Below are 16,728 nucleotides of genomic sequence, written 5' to 3'. Positions count from 1 at the left end.
GCAGGGTCAGTGCATCGGGATCAGTGCATCGAATAGAGGCCGACGCGGTTGCCCTCGCTGTCGATGAACTGGGCGAAATAGCCGATTTCGGGGGTGATCAGCGTCTTCGGCACGACGATGGTGGCGCCGGCCTGCTCGGCACGGGCCAGCGGGGCGGACAGGTCGTCGCCGCCGTTCAGGTAGACGGTCGTGCCGTCGGCGCTGGGCTTGCACGACTCGTGCTCGATCAGGCAGCCCTTCACCGCCTCGCCGTCGGCCGGGAAGACAGCCATCTTCATGCCGCTGGGGCAGGGTTCCTGGACCATCTTGGTGGCGAAGACGGCCTCGTAGAAGCGCACGGCACGGGCGAGGTCGGCGGCGGGGATTTCGAACCAGGTGGCGACATGCGGGTTGTTCATGGAACGGGCTCCTGACAAGTGGGGGAGGGATGTTCGTGGTTCGTGCCGGCACTCCCCCTTGATAGCACACCCCCTCCTGACAGCGTGATGTCAGGAGCAATCAGCTGGCTGAATTAAAATGGCCGGTCACTTCAATGAAAGTTGCGGCCCTTGGGGAAGGGGCCGGCCGCGGGCCGGTCTTCGCCGGTCAGTTCGGACAGCCGGTGGGTCAGGTCGATCAGCGATTCCACGCGCAGATGCACCACGCCCTCGTGGTTCTGCACCCGGCCGGTGGCGGCCATCATCCGCGCGGTCATGATCGGGCGGCGGAAGGTCTCGAAGGCGTCGGGCATGACGACGAGGTTGGCGACCCCGGTCTCGTCCTCCAGCGTGATGAAGACGACGCCCTCGGCGCTGCCCGGCCGCTGGCGGACCAGCACCAGCCCGGCGGTGGTCAGGCGCCGGCCGTCGCGCGTCCGGGCCAGCCGCTCCGCCGGGGTGATGCCGGGCAGGCCGTCGCGCAGCAGGGCCAGCGGGTGGGCCTTCAGCGACAGCGACAGGCTGGTGTAGTCCATCACCACATGCTCCCCCAGCGCCATGGCGGGCAGCGGGGCTTCGGGTTCTTCGGACATCGGGCCGTCCAGCCGCGCGAACAGCGGCAGCGGCTGGTCGCCCAGCGCCCGCACCGCCCACAGCGCCGCCCGCCGGTCGAGCCCGACGGAACGGAAGGCGTCGGCCTTGGCGAGCTTTTCCAATGCTGCGACCGGCAGGCGGGCGCGCCGCCACAAATCGTAGGGGTCGCGATAGCCGCCGGCGCGGGAGAGGACGATGGCGTCGGCGTGCGACTCGGTGAAGCCCTTGATGAGGCGGAGGCCGAGGCGGAGGTAGAGGCGCTTCCCCCTCTCCCCCCCGGGGAGAGGGTCGGGGTGAGGGGGATGCGTTTCGAGGATCTCTTCGGCTGCGCCGAACCCCCTCATCCTAACCTTCTCCCCGGGGGGGAGAAGGGACTGAGGCGGCGCCTCGCCCGCAACCTCCACCGCACAATCCCACCCCGACACATTCACATCCGGCGGGAGGACCGTCACGCCATGCTCCCGCGCGTCGCGGACGATCTGGGCGGGGGCGTAGAACCCCATGGGCTGGCTGTTCAGCAGTGCGGCGGCGAAGATGGCGGGGTGGTGGCGCTTGATCCAGGCGGAGACATAGACCAGCCGCGCGAAGCTGGCGGCATGGCTTTCTGGGAAGCCGTATTCGCCGAAGCCCTCGATCTGCTGGAAACAGCGTTCGGCGAAGGCGGGGTCGCAGCCGTTGGCAATCATGCCGGCGATGAACTTGTCGTGGAACAGGCGCACCTGTCCTGTCCTGCGGAACGCGGCCATGGCGCGGCGCAGCTGGTCGGCCTCCTCGGCGGTGAAGCCGGCGCCGACCATGGCGACCTTCATCGCCTGCTCCTGGAACAGCGGCACGCCCAGCGTCTTGTAGAGGACCGGCTTCAGCGCCGGCATCGGGTAGGTGATCTCCTCCGCCCCGCTGCGGCGGCGCAGGTAGGGATGGACCATGCCGCCCTGGATCGGACCGGGGCGGACGATGGCGACCTCGATCACCAGATCGTAGAATTCCCGCGGGCGCAGCCGGGGCAGCATGCTCATCTGCGCGCGGCTTTCGACCTGGAAGACGCCCAGGCTGTCGGCGCGGCAGAGCATGTCGTAGACCGCCGGATCCTCCTTGGGCAGGCTGTCGAGCGTCCAGCGTTGCCCATGCACCTGTTCGATCAGGTCGAAGGCGCGACGGATGCAGGTCAGCATGCCCAGCGCCAGCACGTCGACCTTCAGGATGCCCAGCGCGTCGATGTCGTCCTTGTCCCATTCGATGGTGGTCCGGTCCTCCATCGCGGCATTGGCGACCGGGCAGAGATCGGACAGCGGCCCGCGGGTGATGACGAAGCCGCCGACATGCTGCGACAGGTGGCGGGGAAAGCCGATCAGTTCGTTGGCCAGTTCCAGCGTCCGCTGCAGGCGCGGGTCGTCGGGGTCGAGGCCGAGCGAACGGGCGCGCTCCTCGTCCACGCCCTGGCTGCTCCAGCCCCAGATCGTTCCGGTCAGCCGCGCCACCAGATCGGCCGACAGCCCCATCGCCTTGCCGACCTCGCGCAACGCACTGCGGGCGCGGTAGCGGATGACGGTGGCGGTCAGGCCGGCGCGGGCGCGGCCGTATTTTTTATAGATGTACTGGATCACCTCCTCGCGCCGTTCATGCTCGAAATCGACGTCGATGTCCGGCGGCTCGCCGCGGGCGGCGGAGATGAAGCGCTCGAACAGCAGATCGATTTCAGTCGGATCGACCGAGGTGATGCCCAGGCAATAGCAGACGACGGAGTTGGCGGCGCTGCCGCGCCCCTGGCAGAGGATGCCCTGGCCCTTGGCGAATCGGACGATGTCGTGGACGGTCAGGAAATAGGGGGCGTAGCCCTGGCCGGCGATCAGGGCCAGTTCGCGCTCCACGGTCTGCCGGACCGGATCGGGGATGCCGCCGGGATACTTCCCGGCCGCACCCGCCCAGGTCAGGATTTCCAGCGTCTCCTGCGGATCGCGCCCCTCCGCCACCTCGTCGGGGTACTCGTAGCGCAGCTCGTCCAGCGAGAAGCGGCAGGCCTCGGCGATCTCCAGGCTGCGGGCGACGGCGTCGGGATGGTCGCGGAACAGGCGCACCATCTCGACCGCCGGCTTCAGGTGGCGCTCGGCATTGGCGGACAGCCGCCAGCCGGCCTCGTTGATGGTGGTGTGATGGCGGATGCAGGTCATCACGTCGGCCAGCGCCCGCCGCCCGGCGCCGTGATAGAGCACGTCGTTGGTGGCGACCAGCGGCACCCCTTCCGCCTCCGCCAGCCCGGCCAGCCAGCGCAGCCGCCGGCCGTCGTCGCCCTGGTAGCGGTGGCTCGCCGCCAGATAGAGCTGCCCGCGCGCCAGCCCGCCGCGCCAGGCGCGCAGCTCGCGCAGGAACGACTCGTCGCGCCGGTCGGGCGACAGCAGCAGGAACAGCATGCCCTCGGCATGGGCCAGCACGTCGGCGCGGGCGATGAAGCATTCCCCCTTGGGCGCCCGCATCTTGCCCAGGGTCAGCAGCCGCGACAGCCGGGCATAGGCGGCGCGGTCGGTCGGGTAGGCCAGCAGGCTGTCGGCGTCGGTCAGGTCCAGCCGGCAGCCGATCAGCGCCCGGATGCCGGCCTTCTTCGCCGCCGCATGCATCTGCACCACGCCGGCCAGCGAATTGCGGTCCGTCACCCCCACCGCCGCCAGCCCGAGTGCCGCCGCGGTCAGCGCCAGCTCGTCAGGGTGCGACGCCCCCTCCAGAAAGCTGAAGCTGGTGGCGACCTGCAGTTCGGCGTAGCGGATCATGGCAAGGCTCCCCGGCGCTGGCGGATGGGTGCGCGCAGGGATGATAGTCCGGGAATGGGATTGGTGTCATTATTGTGGCGGGGCGTGTTGGCTTCGATTGCCCCCATCCTGACCCTCCCCCGCTGGGCGGGGGAGGGGATTAAGTGCTTGTTCGATAGAGCGGCGGCAGTCCCTCCCCCGCCCAGCGGGGGAGGTTAGGTGGGGGTTATCGAAGCCACACCCTACCCCAGATAGGACTCCACGCCCATGACGGTGAAGCCCTTGTTCTCCGGAAACCGGGCGTTGACCTTCTCGCGGGCCTTCTTCTCATCCAGCGCCCAGACCAGGAAGCGGCGGCCGCGCTTCCAGCTGTCCAGCGCGGTGGGAGTGAGGTTGGCGTTGACGCGGGCGCCGTATTCGATGTTGACCACCCGCAGAAGCCAGCCCTGGTCCTTCTGGGTGCGGCGGTCGTCCAGCACATAGATGCGGCGGTCGGCGGCACCGACGGCCTTCAGGCGCTGTTCCAGATCCTCACAGCCCAGCTCGGCCATCGCCTTGCGGCGGCGGGCGTCGCGCAGGTCGCGGGCCTGCTGCAGCGTGACGCGGGCGACCTTCTTGATCCGCTCCACCTGCGCCTGCTTGCGGGAGACGGCGTTGGCGATCCGCTCCTCCGAGGTCTTCAGCCGGCGCATGGCCAGCAGAAGCGACACGGACAAGGAGGCGAGGCCGACCAGACCGGCGAAGATGTAGGGCATGCTGTCCATGGCGCGTCCTTATCTCAATCGGATCTCAACCGGCCTTGGCGATGGGAGCATCGGCGGACAGGAACTCCTGCATCCGGGTCACCGCATAGCCGAAGGCGGGCGGGTAGCGCCGTTCGATCTCTGTCCGCGCCTCAGCCATCGACCGCGCCCACACCTCGATCATCTGCGGCTGGGCCCAAGTGGGGTCGACCAGCGCATGCTGGCTCTGCTGGGCGGCGCCGGTGCCGACATATTTGTTCACGACCATGGCGACGTAGCAGGGGCTGCCCTGGACCTCCTCGCCGATCAGGCGGACCAGCCGTTCGCCGGACTGCCGCGACTCCTCGATCTGGCGTTCCAGCACCTTGCGGCGGCGCAGAACATCCTCCACCGTGCCGTCCAGCTCCTTCAGTTCCCGGATGCGGTCGCCGCGGCGGGCTTCGAACTTCGTTTCCATCTTGGCGCGGCGGGCGATGACGTCGCGCACCCCCTCCGACCCGTGGCGCCGCTCGATGGCGCGCTCACCGAGCACGATGACGAGCTTGCCGATGCCGAACCCCAGGCCCGCCAGCCCGAAGGCGGAGATGAGCGCGTTGCCGTAGTCCTGCCACATGTGCGAACCCCTGATCGGGAGCACCATCCGAATGGATGCCTCCAACGATAGGAGTAACCCCTGGCTTCCCGCCGTTCAATCGCCGCGCTGTAACGATATTTCACATGAAACACCCCACCCCCGGGATCGCAGCGCCTAACCGGGCGCCCGTTCCACCCGATTGCGGCCGGCCTGCTTGGCGTCGCGGAGAGCCCGCTCGGCGCGGTGCAGGGTCTGTTCGACGCCGGGCTCGCCGGGCAGCCAATGGGCGATCCCGATGCTGGCGGTGACGGCGACAGCGACGGTGGCGGCGCGGTCGTCCACGATGATCGGGCTGCCCGCCAGGGCGGCGCGCACCCGTTCCGCCACCACGGCGGCGCCGGCGGAGTCGGTCTCCGGCAGCAGCACGACGAATTCCTCCCCGCCGGAACGGGCGACATGGTCGGAGATGCGCAACGCCGCCCGCATCCGCTTCACCACCGCGCGCAGCACCGCGTCGCCGGCGGCGTCGCCATAGGCGTCGTTGACCGCCTTGAACCCGTCGAGGTCGAGCAGGAAGACCGTCAGAGGCCGGCCATAGCGCCGCGCCCGCGCCAGCTCCGCCGCCGCCAGTTCCAGGAAACGGCGGCGGTTCCACACGCCGGTCAGCGGATCCAGCATGGCCAGCCGGTTCAGGCGGACGGTCGCCTCCTCCAGCGCGCGGCTGCGCTCGGCGAGCTGCCGTTCCAGCGTCTCGAGGGCGGCATAGGCGCGCAGTGCCGTCACCACGCTGGTGAACAGCCGGCGGGCGGTCAGCTCCGTCTTCGCGGTGTAGCCGTCGATCTCGTAGGCGAGGACGAGGTCCTCCTCCGCGACCTGCGCCGGCTGGCCGGTGCGCAGGACGATGCGGACGGCCTGGTTGCCCAAATCCTCCCGGATGGTGCGGACCAGCCGCAGGCCGGCATCCTCCGTCTCCATCACCACGTCGAGCAGGATGACCGCTATGCCGGGCGTTTCCCGCAGGACGCGCTCCGCCTCCGCGGCGCTGGTGCAGTCCAGCAGGCGGACGGGACGGCCGCGGAAGCGCAGGCGGGCCAACGCCAGCCGGGTGACGGCATGCACCTCCGGCTCGTCATCGGCGACCAGCACCAGCCAGGGCGGGGAATGAGGGTCCGGGATGTCGGAGTCGGGTCGGTCCGGGAGCGGTGCTGCGGGGGACTCGTCCGAGGCGAACAGGAAATCGTTGGACATGGCTGCCGGCTCGGAGCTCCGCGCGGTACACGTATGAATGGAAGCATGTCGGCGCTCCGGATGCAACGGTGCCGAGTGCCGCGCCCCGTCCCATGCAAACAGGCTATCGAAAGGGTGAAAATGACGGAGGATCGGACGGGCCGGTGGTGCGTTTCGCCATTCGGTGCTTGCGCGGCCACCGCAAGCCACCTTAGGCATGGCTGTGCATATGCCGATGATCTGCCCGGATGATGTGCCGGGTGGGCCGGCGGCAGTCCTCTACGGATGCAGCGAAACGGGACAGGAGCGGACCTGGTTATGGAAGCAGGCATGGATGGGCGGGAGCATGCGGCGAAGCTGCGCGCGCTCGCGCTGGGGGCGCTGGGTGTCGTCTATGGCGACATCGGCACCAGCCCGCTCTACACGCTGCGCGAATGCCTGACCGAGGGCGGCGGTTTTCCGCTGGTGCCGGAAGTCATCCTGGGCGTGCTGTCGCTGATCTTCTGGGCGCTGATCATCACGGTGACGGTGAAATACGTCGTCTTCGTCATGCGTGCCGACAACCAGGGCGAGGGCGGCATCCTGGCGCTGACCGCGCTGGCGCTGCGCGGTATGCGGCCGGGGCACCGGCGCACCGGCGTCGTCATGGCCATCGGCGTGATGGGCGCCTCGCTGTTCTACGGCGACAGCCTGATCACCCCCGCCATCTCGGTTCTGAGCGCGGTGGAGGGTTTGCATGTCGTGGCCCCCGCCCTGGACGACTACGTCATCCCCATCACGCTGACCATCCTGATCGGGCTGTTCGTGCTGCAGCGCTTCGGGACGGAGAAGGTCGGCCGGCTGTTCGGGCCGGTGATGCTGGTCTGGTTCATAACGCTGGGCGTGCTGGGGCTGTGGCAGATCGTGCGCTATCCCGGCGTGCTGGCCGCGGTCTGGCCCGGCCATGCCGTGGAGATGCTGTTCAACCACGGCTGGCACGGCTTCCTGCTGCTGGGCGCGGTGGTTCTGGCGGTGACGGGGGCGGAAGCGCTTTATGCCGACATGGGCCATTTCGGCCGCAAGCCGATCCGCATCGCTTGGTACGTGCTGGTGCTGCCGTCGCTTCTGCTGTGCTATTTCGGCCAGGGCGCGCTGCTGCTGCATGAACCGGATGCGATCGAGAACCCCTTCTTCCATCTGGCGCCGGACTGGGCGCAGGTGCCGCTTCTGCTGCTGGCGACCGCGGCGACCATCATCGCCGGTCAGGCGGTGATCTCCGGCGCCTATTCGGTGACGCTGCAGGCGATGCACCTGCGCTATCTGCCGCGGATGGAGGTGATGCACACCTCGGAGCATGAGAAGGGCCAGATCTACATGCCGCAGCTGAACTGGCTGCTGCTGGCCGGCGTTCTCATGCTGGTGCTGAGCTTCCAGACCTCCAGCAACCTCGCCGCCGCCTACGGCATCGCGGTGACCGGCACGATGGTGGCGACCACGCTGCTGGCCTACAAGGTCGCGCGCTCGCTCGGCCGCTGGAAGCTGTGGCAGGCGGTGCTGGCGCTGGCGGTGTTCCTGACCGTCGACATGGCGCTGTTCCTGGCCAACCTGGTCAAGGTGGAGGAGGGCGGCTGGTTCCCGCTGGTGGTCGGCGCGGCCGTCTTCCTGCTGATGGCGACCTGGCGGCGCGGGCGCGAGGTGGTGCGCAAGCGGCTGGCCGAGGATGCGCTGCCCTTCGACCTGCTGGTGGAGCGGCTGAAGGGCGGGTCGGTGCAGCGGGTTCCGGGCACCGCCGTCTTCCTGACCGGCAACCCGCGCGGCCTGCCGCCGGGGCTGCTGCACAGCCTGAAGCACTACAAGGTGCTGCACCAGCGCGTCGTGCTGCTGACCGTCGACATCGAGGACGTGCCCCATGTGCCGGACGAGCAGCGCTTCGAGTTGAAGGCCCTGTCCGCCGGATTCTTCCGGCTGATCGTCCATTTCGGCTTCAAGGACGAGCCGGACATCCCGCAGGCGCTGGAGACCAAGCGGATTCCAGGATTGCCGTTCGAGCCGATGGAAACCACCTATTTCGTCAGCCGCGAGACGCTGATCCGCAGCCACGGCAAGCTCGGCCTGCCGCGCTGGCAGGAGCCGCTGTTCATCTTCCTGTCCAAGCTGTCGACCAGCGCGTCGGAATATTTCTGCATCCCGCCCAACCGCGTGGTCGAGCTGGGCATGCAGCTGGAGATTTAGGGCGGATTCGGCCGGGCCAACTCCCGGCGAAGCGATCAGCGCCGGGAAATCACCGCCGGGAAATCACCGCCGCACCATCGGCGCCAGATCCTTGCGGATGCCGGCGTCGAGACGGGCGTTCAGGTCGTCCATCATCCGGCGGGTGATCTCCAGGAAGGTGGCCTCGCGATCGGCCAGCGAGATGTTCTCCGCCACGGTGGTGGAATGGGTGACGGTGGAGCGGGTCACGCCGCGGAAGCCGCCATTGCCGGTGTCCGGCACCTCGCCGGTGATCTCCACCTCGATCCGGCCGTCATAGCGCTGGGCCTGATCATTGCTGAAATAGCCGGTGATGCCCTTCTTGGTCGGCAGCGCCACCTCGACGATGCTGGCGTCGCGGATGGTGACGCGCACGCGGCCTTGACCGCCGGCGGCCTGAAGCCGCTCCGCCGCCCAGCGCCGCACCGCCTCGGCCGGCGGCACCGCGGAGCGTCCCTCCACATGCTTGGCCCCCATCGGGCGGTAGGCGTCGACCACGTCGATGGTGCCGGCATTCAGGGCGATCGGCCCGAAATTGGAGAAATCGACCGGGCGCGGCGCCGGCCGCGGCGGCGTGCTCTGGCAGGCGGCAAGCAGGAGGGTGGCCGTTCCGGCGGCAAGGACAAGGCGGCGCGACAGCATGGGGGCTCCGGGTGAGGGAGAAGTTGGACAAGGGGGCGGCACTATAGCCGGCAAGGCGGGCCGGTGCATCACGCCCATTCCGGTGAACGCCTTCCGGACTTCTTCAGCCGTCCGGGAGGTCGCCGAGCACGACCGGCAGGTCGCGGGCACCGTGAAGGATGCGGACGATCAACGGCGGCCGGCGCTCGGCATTGTAGACGACGATATAGGGAAAGCCGGTCAGGCTGACGAAGCGGTAGGGCGGGGCGGCCAAGTCCGGGCGCTGCGTTCCGACCAGGGTATGGGTGCCGATTCGCTGTGCCGTCCGGGCGAGGGTATCGCGCAAGGCGCGGGCGGCGCCGGGATTGTCCTGGGCGATCCAGCGGATTGCCGTCAGCAGGTCACGGCGCGCAGCCGGCGACAGCAGTGCTGTGGTCATCGGCCGCGGGAGCCGCTGTGGGATGCGGCGCTGGCTTCGATGATCGCATCGGCTTCGGCCAGGACATCGTCGATGGCCACGCTGCCGTCACGGTCGGCTTCGGCCTCGGCCTGGAGCAGCATGGCGTTGAAGGTCCGCCGCCGCTCCTCGGCCTCCTGCAGCAGACGCAGGCCGGAGCGCACCACTTCGCTCACATTGTTGTAGCGCCCGCCTTCGACACAGTCGCGGGCGAACCGCTCCAACTCCGGGGTGAGATGCACGTTGGTCGCCATCGCCGCCGTCCCCATCAAGATCATATGTCAAGCTTTGACATAGAGTATGGGTGAGGCCGGCGGGGAGCGCAAGCGGACGGCCGGCGCCTTCCGGCACCGGCCGCCAACACACTGCTTACGCGCCATACACGCGGTCGAGATCCGCGTCGGTGAAGTGGTAGTCGGTCGAGCAGAACTGGCAGGTCACCTCGACCCGGCCGTCGTCGATCTTCAACTCCTGCACCTCTTCGCGGGGCAGGCTGCGCAGCATGTTTTCCACCCGCTCGCGCGAGCAGCGGCAGCCGAAGCGCAGCGCATGACCCTCATAGATCCGCACGCCGTCCTCGTGGAACAGGCGGTAGAGCAGGTCGGACGCGGCGAGATCGGTCGACAGCAGCTCGTCGCCGGTGACGCTGGCCATCAGCACCATGGCGCGGCGCCAGTCGTCTTCCTTGTCGGACGCGACCAGACCCTGCTCCTGCGGCAGGCGCTGGATCATGATGCCGCCGGTGCGCCACTGGCCGGGCGTGCCGTCCGGCTTCACCTCGCGGTCGACCGAAACGGTCAGGCCGGTGTCGATCTGCTCGGACTGGCGGAAGTAATGCTGCACGCAGTCGGTCAGCGTCTTGCCGTACAGCTCGACGATGCCTTGGTAGCGGTCGGTGTCCTGACCCTGGTCCACCGTGAAGGCGATGTAGCCCTTGCCGAGCAGCGCCGCGGCCGGGGCGATCTCGACGTCCCGCTCGGCCTTGGCGAGCGCTTCCGGGTCAAACTGGGCATAGGCGCGCACGTCGCCGACCGAGGTGACGTCGGCCACCATCAGGCGGATCGGCCCGTCGCCCTTGGTCTGCAGCGTGAAGATGCCCTCGTACTTCAGCATGCTGGCGAGCAGCACGGCCAGCGTCGCCGTCTCCGCCAGGAAGCGGGCGACGGTGGGCGGATAGTCGTGGCGGGTCAGGATCTCGTCGATCGCCGGCCCCAGCTTGATGGTGCGGCCGCGCAGGCGCGACGCCTCGATCTGGAACGGCAGGACGAAATCATCGGTGAGCGGGCGGACGGACGGATCGTCCATAGGGCGGATTCCTTAAGACAGAGACCGGCGATATAGGCGTAGGGCCGAAGATCGGGGTGGGGAGGGGCCGAATCAAGACCGGCAGGGCACCCATGCATGGGGTGGCCTGTGGGTTGGGGAGGTTAGACCCCCACCTAACCTCCCCCGCTCTCAGCGGACCTTCGGTCCGCCTGCCGCGTCAGCACAAAGCATAGCTTTGTGCGAGAGCTGGGCGGGGGAGGGACTGCCGCTGTGCGCCGACAAAGGTCCAATCCCCTCCCCCGCCCAGCGGGGGAGGGTTAGGGTGGGGGCAGAACGCTCCCTCAGTCCAGCACGCCCATGCACCAGCCGAGGATGGCCTTCTGGGCGTGCAGGCGGTTTTCCGCCTCGTCCCAGACCACCGAATGGCGGCCGTCGATCACGCCGTCGGTCACTTCCTCGTTCCGGTGGGCCGGCAGGCAGTGCATGAACAGCGCGTCCGGATGAGCATGGGCCATCAGCGCCTCGTTCACCTGATAGGGGGCGAGGATCGCCGCGCGCTCGTCCACATCGGTGTTGTGCATGGAGGCCCAGGCGTCGGTGATGACGCATTCTGCTCCACGCACCGCCTCTTCCGGCGATTCGGTGACGACCAGACGGCCGGTCCCCTCACGCTCCGCCCAGGCCAGCAACTCCGGCGACGGGCCGTAGACGGTGGGGCAGGCAAGCCGCAGTTCGAAGCCGAAACGCACGGCGGCATGGGCCCAGCTGACCGCGACGTTGTTGCAGTCGCCGATCCAGGCGACGGTCCGGCCGTTGATCGGACCGCGATGCTCCTCGAAGGTCATCAGGTCGGCCATGATCTGGCAGGGGTGGGTCTGGTCGGTCAGGCCGTTGATGATCGGGATGCTGGCATGGGCGGCCAGTTCATGCACCCGCTCCTCGCCGGTGGTGCGGACCATCACGGCGTCGACGAAGCGCGACAGCACGCGGGCGGTGTCGCCGATGGTCTCGCCGCGGCCCAGCTGCATGTCATCGGGCTTCAGCACCACGACGTTGCCGCCGAACTGCTGCATGCCGACCTCGAACGACACGCGGGTGCGGGTCGAGGGCTTCTCGAAGATCAGGGCCAGCGAGCGGCCGGCCAGCAGGGTGGAGTGGGCCAGCCGGTCCTTCTTCAGGTCGGCCTTGATGCGCACGGCATGGTCGAGCAGGCGGCGCAGCGTGGCGCCGTCCATCCGGTCGATGTCGAGGAAGTGCCGAACGCCGTTGTTGGCGCTGTTGTTGTCGCCGCTCATCCCACGCACTCCTGCGCCGTCCGGTCGAGAATCCCGACGGCTTCATTCACTTCGGCTTCGCCGATGTTCAGGGGCGGCAGCAGCCGCACCACATTGTCGCCGGCCGGGACCGACAGCAGGCCGTTGGCGCGCAGCTTCGCCACCACATCGCCCACCGGCTGGCCAAGCTTCAGGCCCAGCATCAGGCCCTGGCCGCGCAGTTCCAGGAACATCGCCGGATGCTTGGCGATCAGCTCCTCCAGGCGGCCGCGCAGAAGGGCCGAGGTCTGAAGGACGGTGTCCAGGAAGCCCGGCGCCAGCATGACGTCCAGCACGGCGTTGCCGACGGCGGTCGCCAGCGGGTTGCCGCCATAGGTGGAGCCGTGGGTGCCGGCGGTCATGCCCGACGCCGCACGTTCCGTCGCCAGGCAGGCGCCGAGCGGGAAACCGCCGCCGATGCCCTTGGCGACGCACATGACGTCCGGCGTGATGCCGGCCCATTCATGGGCGAACAGCTTGCCGGTGCGGCCCATGCCGCACTGAATCTCGTCCAGGAACAGCAGCAGGCCATGCTCGTCGCACAGCGCGCGCAGGCCCCGCAGGAACTCCACCGAACCGGCGCGGATGCCGCCCTCGCCCTGGATCGGTTCGACGCAGATGCCGCCGGTGGCGGGCGTGATGGCGGCGCGCACGGCGTCGAGGTCGCCGAAGGGAACCTGGTCGAAGCCGTCCAGCAGCGGGTCGAAGCCATGCACCAGCTTCTCCTGCTTGGCAGCCGAGATGGCGCCCAGCGTGCGGCCGTGGAAAGCCTGCTCGAAGGTGATGATGCGGTTCTTCTGCGGGTTGCCGGAGTCATAGTGGTACTTGCGGACGGCCTTGGCGCCGCATTCCCACGCTTCCGCACCGGAATTCGTGAAGAACACCGTGTCGGCGAAGGTGACCTCGGTCAGGCGCTTGCCGAGGCTCTCCTGTCCGGCGACCCGGAACAGGTTGGAGGTGTGCCACAGCTTGTTCGCCTGCTCGGTCAGCTTTTCCACCAGATAGGGATGCGCGTGACCCAGGGCGTTCACCGCGACGCCGGCGGCGAAGTCGAGGAATCGTCGCCCGTCGGTCGCGTAGAGATACGGACCTTGACCACGCTCGAACACGATGTCGGCGCGGGCGTATGTGGGCATAACGACGGGGATCACGGCTTTGGTCTCCCAAAAAGGAAAATCCGGCGGCCATGGCTGGCCGCCGGGAACGGCAAATATCCGAAGATCGATCGGTTCTGTCAACGGATAGGGCGGAAAAGACGCAGGACTTTCCGGTGTTTCACGCCTTCAGCTTGTAACCCGTCTTGAACATGCGCCAAGCCAGCCACCACAGCCCGGCATTCACCCCCAGCATCACGATCACGCCCAGCCAGCGCGACCCGTCCGACGTGCCGATGAAGCCATAGCGGAAGCCGTCGATCATGTAGAAGAACGGGTCGAAATGGGCGATCCACCAGAAGACCGGCGGCAGGGTGTCGACCGAATAGAAGGTGCCGGACAGGAAGGACAGTGGCGTCACCACGAAGTTGGTCACCGCGGCTATGTTGTCGAACTTCTCCGACCAGACGCCGCCGACCAGACCCAGCAGCGACAGCAGCATCGACGCCATCACCGCATGGAACAGCACGAAGCCCGGATGCGGCATGTGCATGGGGATCACGGTCCAGATGGCGAGGCCCGTCACCAGACCGACCACGATGCCGCGGGTGACGCCGCCCAGCACGAAGCCGCTGACCAGTTCCATCGGCGACAGCGGCGGCATCAGGATGTCGACGATATTGCCCTGGACCTTGGCGATCACGATGGAGGAGGAGGTGTTGGCGAAGGCGTTCTGCACCATCGCCATCATGATCAGGCCGGGCGCCAGGAATTGCAGGAAGGGCGTCTCCCCAACCATCCGCACGGCGGAACCGAGCGACAGGGCGAACACCGCGTAATACAGCAGGGTAGTCACCACCGGCGCCCAGACGGTCTGCTGGTGCACCTTGACGAAGCGCCGTACCTCGCGTGCGTAGAGCGTCCACAGGCCGATCCAGTTGACGGAACCGACGTTGCGCGGCATGGGAGGAAGGGGAAGGGTCATCGCGTCACGATCTGCCTTTAGGGACCCGGCGCCGGCGGCCATGGCCGGAGGAACCGGGGCTGTTTCGCCAGGAAAGGGCGCCGGGAAGGTCACGGACTGCCGGGAAGGTCACGGACTGTACGTGCGGCCCTCCCATCCGGCAACCGCCGCCGCCGAAGGGACTGCCATGAACACCGACGACAAGCGCCCATCTTCGCCGGCCCGCAAGCCGCCCAAGCGCGTCACGCCCCAGTATCTGGAGAACGCGGCGCTGCATTATCTGGAGCGCTTCGCCAGTTCGACGGCCAACCTGCGCCGGGTGCTGATGCGCAAGGTCGACCTGTCGGCCAAGGCCCACGGCACCGACCGCGAGGAGGGCGCCCGCTGGGTCGACGAGTTGCTGGCCCGCTATGTCCGCAGCGGCCTGCTGAACGACGAGACCTATGCCCGCATGCGGACGGAGAGCCTGCACCGGCGCGGCGCCTCCACCCGGCTGATCGCCCAGAAGCTGGCCGGCAAGGGCATCGGCCGCGACGAGGCCGACAAGGCGCTGGACAGCCTGCGCGAGGATGTCGGGCCGGATTTGGATTTGACCGCGGCGCTGGCGCTGGCGAAGCGGCGGCGGCTGGGTCCCTACCGGCGGCCGGAGCAGCGCGCGGCGCATCGCGAAAAGGACATGGCGGCGCTGGGACGGGCCGGCTTCGGGTATGAGATCGCGCGGCGGGTGGTGGATGCGGAGGACCCCGAGGAGGTGTTGGGGGAGTGAAAGTTAGACCCCCACCTATCCTCCCCCGCTGGGCGGGGGAGGGACTACCGCCACTCTCCCGCACAAGCACTAGCTCCCTCCCCCGCCCAGCGGGGGAGGGTTGGGGAGGGGGGCTAACGCTGCACACCGTCAACCACCCAACCCCGGAAACGACGAAACGCGCGGCACCCTTTCGGATGTCGCGCGCCGCTCTCTTACCGGGAGTCGGAATCGTCCTGTACGCGTCCTAAATCTCGTCAGCGGAGCGGCAAGCGCCCCGCCTCAGCACACCAAACGCGCCCCGGATGCCGGGAAGCGATCAGGCCGCGGCCTGCTGCTTCTCCTGGGCCTTGGAAATCCGGCGCTTGATGCGACGGGCATCCAGGCTCAGCACGGCGTCCTTAGCATCGAGCAGGAAGGCGTCGAGGCCGCCCTTGTGCTCGATCGAGCGGATCGCGTTCACCGAGAGGCGCAGACGCACCAGCTGCCCCAGGCTGTCGCTGAGCAGCGACGTTTCCTGGAGGTTCGGCTGGAAGCGGCGGCGATTCTTGTTGTTGGCGTGGCTGACGTTGTTGCCAAACTGCGTGCCCTTGCCGGTCACGGAGCACCGACGTGCCATCGGACTGATCCTTTACTTTAGCAAATGAAACCCGGTAACGGACGGCCTGCCGCCCGAAGGAGGCCGCTATATAGTCGAACAAAAGCGCCGTCGTCAAGCCGGGATCCGCGACGAACCCATCAAAACCTGAGTCGTCGCGGGAAAGTGGAGAGTCGAAGCGTAGCGGCCTCTTCGATCTGGCGAAGAGACGCGCCGCGCCCGGTCTTTCTCTAAATGCCTTGTCCTGACGGGTGTCAGTTCACGGCGGTGGAGGTCTTCGACGCCGGCTTGGCGGCGCGGCGGGGCGCCGGCTTGGCCGCGGCCTTCACCTCGGCGGCGATGGCGGCGGCGGGAGCAGCCTTCTCGGCCTTCACAGCCTCGACCAGCTTCTCGACCGGAACCTCGACCGGCTTGGCGGCGGCGGCGACCGGAGCGGTCTCCGCGGCCTTCACCGGGGCGGGCTCCGGAGCAGCCTCCGGGGCCTCGACGACCGGGGCCGGAGCGGGAGCCTCGACCTTAGCCTCAACCTTGGGGGCTTCCACCTTGGGAGCCTCGACCTTCGGCATCTCGACCACCGGGGCGGCGACCGTCACCGGGGCCGGCGTCGGAGCCTCGCCCTTCGGAGCCGGAGCGGCAACCGGGGCCGCATCGACGGCCGGCGCCGGCAGGGTGGTGATCTCGGCGGCGATCTTGGTGGAGACGTCCAGGAAACCCTGCACGCTCTCGGTCACACGGGCCTGGGTCGTGGACAGCCAATCGCGCTGCAGCGCGGCCAGATCGGCCGGGGTGCGGGCCTTGCCCAGCCCGGCGGCCAGACGGCTGGCGTCGTTGACCGATGCGGTCACGCCGTCGAACCAGCGGCGGTAGCCGTCCTGGACCAGGGTGGCGACGCGCGCGGATTTGGCGGCAGTAGTCTGGGCGTTGGTCTTGAACAGGGTCAGGACGGCGGCGGGGGTCGGCTGAGCGGTCATGGCGTTGTCTCCCGTAGAAAAGGCACATTGGCGGAAACGGAAAGGCCGCTCCGGCGTAACCCCAGGAGACCGCGGGCACCCCGGCCCAAGCGACATGACGAATCGACAAGGTCGAATCGGCGCATGTCGCCCCTTTCCCGCCCGATGCAGAATAGCCCTACGGGTGGTGCGGCGC

16 protein-coding genes are annotated in these 16,728 nt (G+C 68.4%); 2 read left to right on the top strand and 14 right to left on the bottom strand.

The features are described from left to right. Nucleotides 1-20: 20 nt before the first annotated feature. The 5 genes from FZ983_RS28955 to FZ983_RS28935 all read right to left on the bottom strand — a co-directional run bounded on the left by FZ983_RS28955 (nucleotide 21) and on the right by FZ983_RS28935 (nucleotide 6,316). The gene (locus FZ983_RS28955) at nucleotides 21-398 is read right to left on the bottom strand and encodes a VOC family protein (RefSeq protein WP_149227947.1); all 378 of its coding nucleotides are present in this window, start codon (nucleotides 396-398) and stop codon (nucleotides 21-23) included. Nucleotides 399-529: 131 nt separating this feature from the next. Then, nucleotides 530-3,772 carry an error-prone DNA polymerase gene (locus FZ983_RS28950; RefSeq protein ID WP_149227945.1) on the bottom strand — a complete coding sequence of 1,081 codons (3,243 nt, stop codon included), beginning with the start codon at nucleotides 3,770-3,772 and terminating at the stop codon, nucleotides 530-532. 221 nt (nucleotides 3,773-3,993) lie between these two features. Beyond that, a complete protein-coding gene (locus FZ983_RS28945) occupies nucleotides 3,994-4,515 on the bottom strand; it encodes a hypothetical protein (RefSeq protein ID WP_149227943.1) in 522 nt (173 codons plus the stop codon). Nucleotides 4,516-4,540: 25 nt separating this feature from the next. After that, complete coding sequence (locus tag FZ983_RS28940) at nucleotides 4,541-5,107, bottom strand: hypothetical protein (RefSeq protein WP_149227941.1); 567 nt, start codon at nucleotides 5,105-5,107, stop codon at nucleotides 4,541-4,543. Between the two features lie 135 nt (nucleotides 5,108-5,242). Further along, nucleotides 5,243-6,316, bottom strand: coding sequence for a diguanylate cyclase (locus FZ983_RS28935; protein WP_149227939.1), 1,074 nt, complete (start codon nucleotides 6,314-6,316; stop codon nucleotides 5,243-5,245). Between the two features lie 297 nt (nucleotides 6,317-6,613). On the opposite strand from FZ983_RS28935, the gene FZ983_RS28930 reads away from it, so the two are divergent. Beyond that, complete coding sequence (locus tag FZ983_RS28930; RefSeq protein WP_149227937.1) at nucleotides 6,614-8,506, top strand: potassium transporter Kup; 1,893 nt, start codon at nucleotides 6,614-6,616, stop codon at nucleotides 8,504-8,506. Between the two features lie 63 nt (nucleotides 8,507-8,569). Here the strand turns inward: FZ983_RS28930 and FZ983_RS28925 are convergent, their stop codons facing one another. The 7 genes from FZ983_RS28925 to FZ983_RS28895 all read right to left on the bottom strand — a co-directional run bounded on the left by FZ983_RS28925 (nucleotide 8,570) and on the right by FZ983_RS28895 (nucleotide 14,260). Then, entirely contained in the window at nucleotides 8,570-9,166 is a 597-nt protein-coding gene (locus tag FZ983_RS28925; RefSeq protein ID WP_149227935.1) for a hypothetical protein, read from the bottom strand. A 103-nt stretch (nucleotides 9,167-9,269) separates the two neighbouring features. Continuing rightward, nucleotides 9,270-9,584 (bottom strand): type II toxin-antitoxin system RelE/ParE family toxin, encoded by a 315-nt coding sequence (locus FZ983_RS28920; RefSeq protein ID WP_149227933.1) that lies wholly within the window; start codon nucleotides 9,582-9,584, stop codon nucleotides 9,270-9,272. Beyond that, the gene (locus FZ983_RS28915; protein WP_149227931.1) at nucleotides 9,581-9,856 is read right to left on the bottom strand and encodes a type II toxin-antitoxin system ParD family antitoxin; all 276 of its coding nucleotides are present in this window, start codon (nucleotides 9,854-9,856) and stop codon (nucleotides 9,581-9,583) included. Before FZ983_RS28915 ends, FZ983_RS28920 begins: the two co-directional genes overlap by 4 nt. Nucleotides 9,857-9,971: 115 nt before the next feature. Next, nucleotides 9,972-10,907 carry an Hsp33 family molecular chaperone gene (locus FZ983_RS28910; RefSeq protein WP_149227928.1) on the bottom strand — a complete coding sequence of 312 codons (936 nt, stop codon included), beginning with the start codon at nucleotides 10,905-10,907 and terminating at the stop codon, nucleotides 9,972-9,974. Nucleotides 10,908-11,209: 302 nt separating this feature from the next. After that, nucleotides 11,210-12,163, bottom strand: coding sequence for an ornithine carbamoyltransferase (gene argF, locus FZ983_RS28905; RefSeq protein WP_149227926.1), 954 nt, complete (start codon nucleotides 12,161-12,163; stop codon nucleotides 11,210-11,212). Continuing rightward, nucleotides 12,160-13,317 (bottom strand): aspartate aminotransferase family protein, encoded by a 1,158-nt coding sequence (locus FZ983_RS28900; RefSeq protein ID WP_149228038.1) that lies wholly within the window; start codon nucleotides 13,315-13,317, stop codon nucleotides 12,160-12,162. The genes argF and FZ983_RS28900 overlap by 4 nt, the downstream gene beginning before the upstream one ends. Nucleotides 13,318-13,456: 139 nt before the next feature. Then, nucleotides 13,457-14,260, bottom strand: coding sequence for an ABC transporter permease (locus FZ983_RS28895; protein WP_149227925.1), 804 nt, complete (start codon nucleotides 14,258-14,260; stop codon nucleotides 13,457-13,459). A 166-nt stretch (nucleotides 14,261-14,426) separates the two neighbouring features. Here FZ983_RS28895 and FZ983_RS28890 point away from each other — a divergent pair, with 166 nt between their 5' ends. Next, nucleotides 14,427-15,005, top strand: a complete 579-nt coding sequence (locus FZ983_RS28890; RefSeq protein WP_149227923.1) for a RecX family transcriptional regulator — start codon at nucleotides 14,427-14,429, stop codon at nucleotides 15,003-15,005. Between the two features lie 298 nt (nucleotides 15,006-15,303). Here FZ983_RS28890 and rpmB read toward each other — a convergent pair whose 3' ends face one another. Both rpmB and FZ983_RS28880 read right to left on the bottom strand, forming a co-directional pair. After that, nucleotides 15,304-15,603, bottom strand: coding sequence for a 50S ribosomal protein L28 (rpmB, locus tag FZ983_RS28885; protein WP_012973047.1), 300 nt, complete (start codon nucleotides 15,601-15,603; stop codon nucleotides 15,304-15,306). Nucleotides 15,604-15,836: 233 nt separating this feature from the next. Continuing rightward, nucleotides 15,837-16,553, bottom strand: coding sequence for a phasin family protein (locus FZ983_RS28880; protein ID WP_149227921.1), 717 nt, complete (start codon nucleotides 16,551-16,553; stop codon nucleotides 15,837-15,839). Nucleotides 16,554-16,728 lie beyond the last annotated feature (175 nt).

This window comes from Azospirillum sp. B21 (assembly GCF_008364825.1).
Lineage (GTDB): Bacteria > Pseudomonadota > Alphaproteobacteria > Azospirillales > Azospirillaceae > Azospirillum.
This window is presented reverse-complemented; position numbering and strand designations above follow the sequence as displayed.

What these genes read in the sequence shown, in the direction of transcription:
- FZ983_RS28955 (WP_149227947.1), bottom strand. Translation starts at nt 398, where the DNA reads ATGAACAACCCGCATGTCGCCACCTGGTTCGAAATCCCCGCCGCCGAC.
- FZ983_RS28950 (WP_149227945.1), bottom strand. Translation starts at nt 3,772, where the DNA reads ATGATCCGCTACGCCGAACTGCAGGTCGCCACCAGCTTCAGCTTTCTG.
- FZ983_RS28945 (WP_149227943.1), bottom strand. Translation starts at nt 4,515, where the DNA reads ATGGACAGCATGCCCTACATCTTCGCCGGTCTGGTCGGCCTCGCCTCC.
- FZ983_RS28940 (WP_149227941.1), bottom strand. Translation starts at nt 5,107, where the DNA reads ATGTGGCAGGACTACGGCAACGCGCTCATCTCCGCCTTCGGGCTGGCG.
- FZ983_RS28935 (WP_149227939.1), bottom strand. Translation starts at nt 6,316, where the DNA reads ATGTCCAACGATTTCCTGTTCGCCTCGGACGAGTCCCCCGCAGCACCG.
- FZ983_RS28930 (WP_149227937.1), top strand. Translation starts at nt 6,614, where the DNA reads ATGGAAGCAGGCATGGATGGGCGGGAGCATGCGGCGAAGCTGCGCGCG.
- FZ983_RS28925 (WP_149227935.1), bottom strand. Translation starts at nt 9,166, where the DNA reads ATGCTGTCGCGCCGCCTTGTCCTTGCCGCCGGAACGGCCACCCTCCTG.
- FZ983_RS28920 (WP_149227933.1), bottom strand. Translation starts at nt 9,584, where the DNA reads ATGACCACAGCACTGCTGTCGCCGGCTGCGCGCCGTGACCTGCTGACG.
- FZ983_RS28915 (WP_149227931.1), bottom strand. Translation starts at nt 9,856, where the DNA reads ATGGCGACCAACGTGCATCTCACCCCGGAGTTGGAGCGGTTCGCCCGC.
- FZ983_RS28910 (WP_149227928.1), bottom strand. Translation starts at nt 10,907, where the DNA reads ATGGACGATCCGTCCGTCCGCCCGCTCACCGATGATTTCGTCCTGCCG.
- argF (WP_149227926.1), bottom strand. Translation starts at nt 12,163, where the DNA reads ATGAGCGGCGACAACAACAGCGCCAACAACGGCGTTCGGCACTTCCTC.
- FZ983_RS28900 (WP_149228038.1), bottom strand. Translation starts at nt 13,317, where the DNA reads ATGCCCACATACGCCCGCGCCGACATCGTGTTCGAGCGTGGTCAAGGT.
- FZ983_RS28895 (WP_149227925.1), bottom strand. Translation starts at nt 14,260, where the DNA reads ATGACCCTTCCCCTTCCTCCCATGCCGCGCAACGTCGGTTCCGTCAAC.
- FZ983_RS28890 (WP_149227923.1), top strand. Translation starts at nt 14,427, where the DNA reads ATGAACACCGACGACAAGCGCCCATCTTCGCCGGCCCGCAAGCCGCCC.
- rpmB (WP_012973047.1), bottom strand. Translation starts at nt 15,603, where the DNA reads ATGGCACGTCGGTGCTCCGTGACCGGCAAGGGCACGCAGTTTGGCAAC.
- FZ983_RS28880 (WP_149227921.1), bottom strand. Translation starts at nt 16,553, where the DNA reads ATGACCGCTCAGCCGACCCCCGCCGCCGTCCTGACCCTGTTCAAGACC.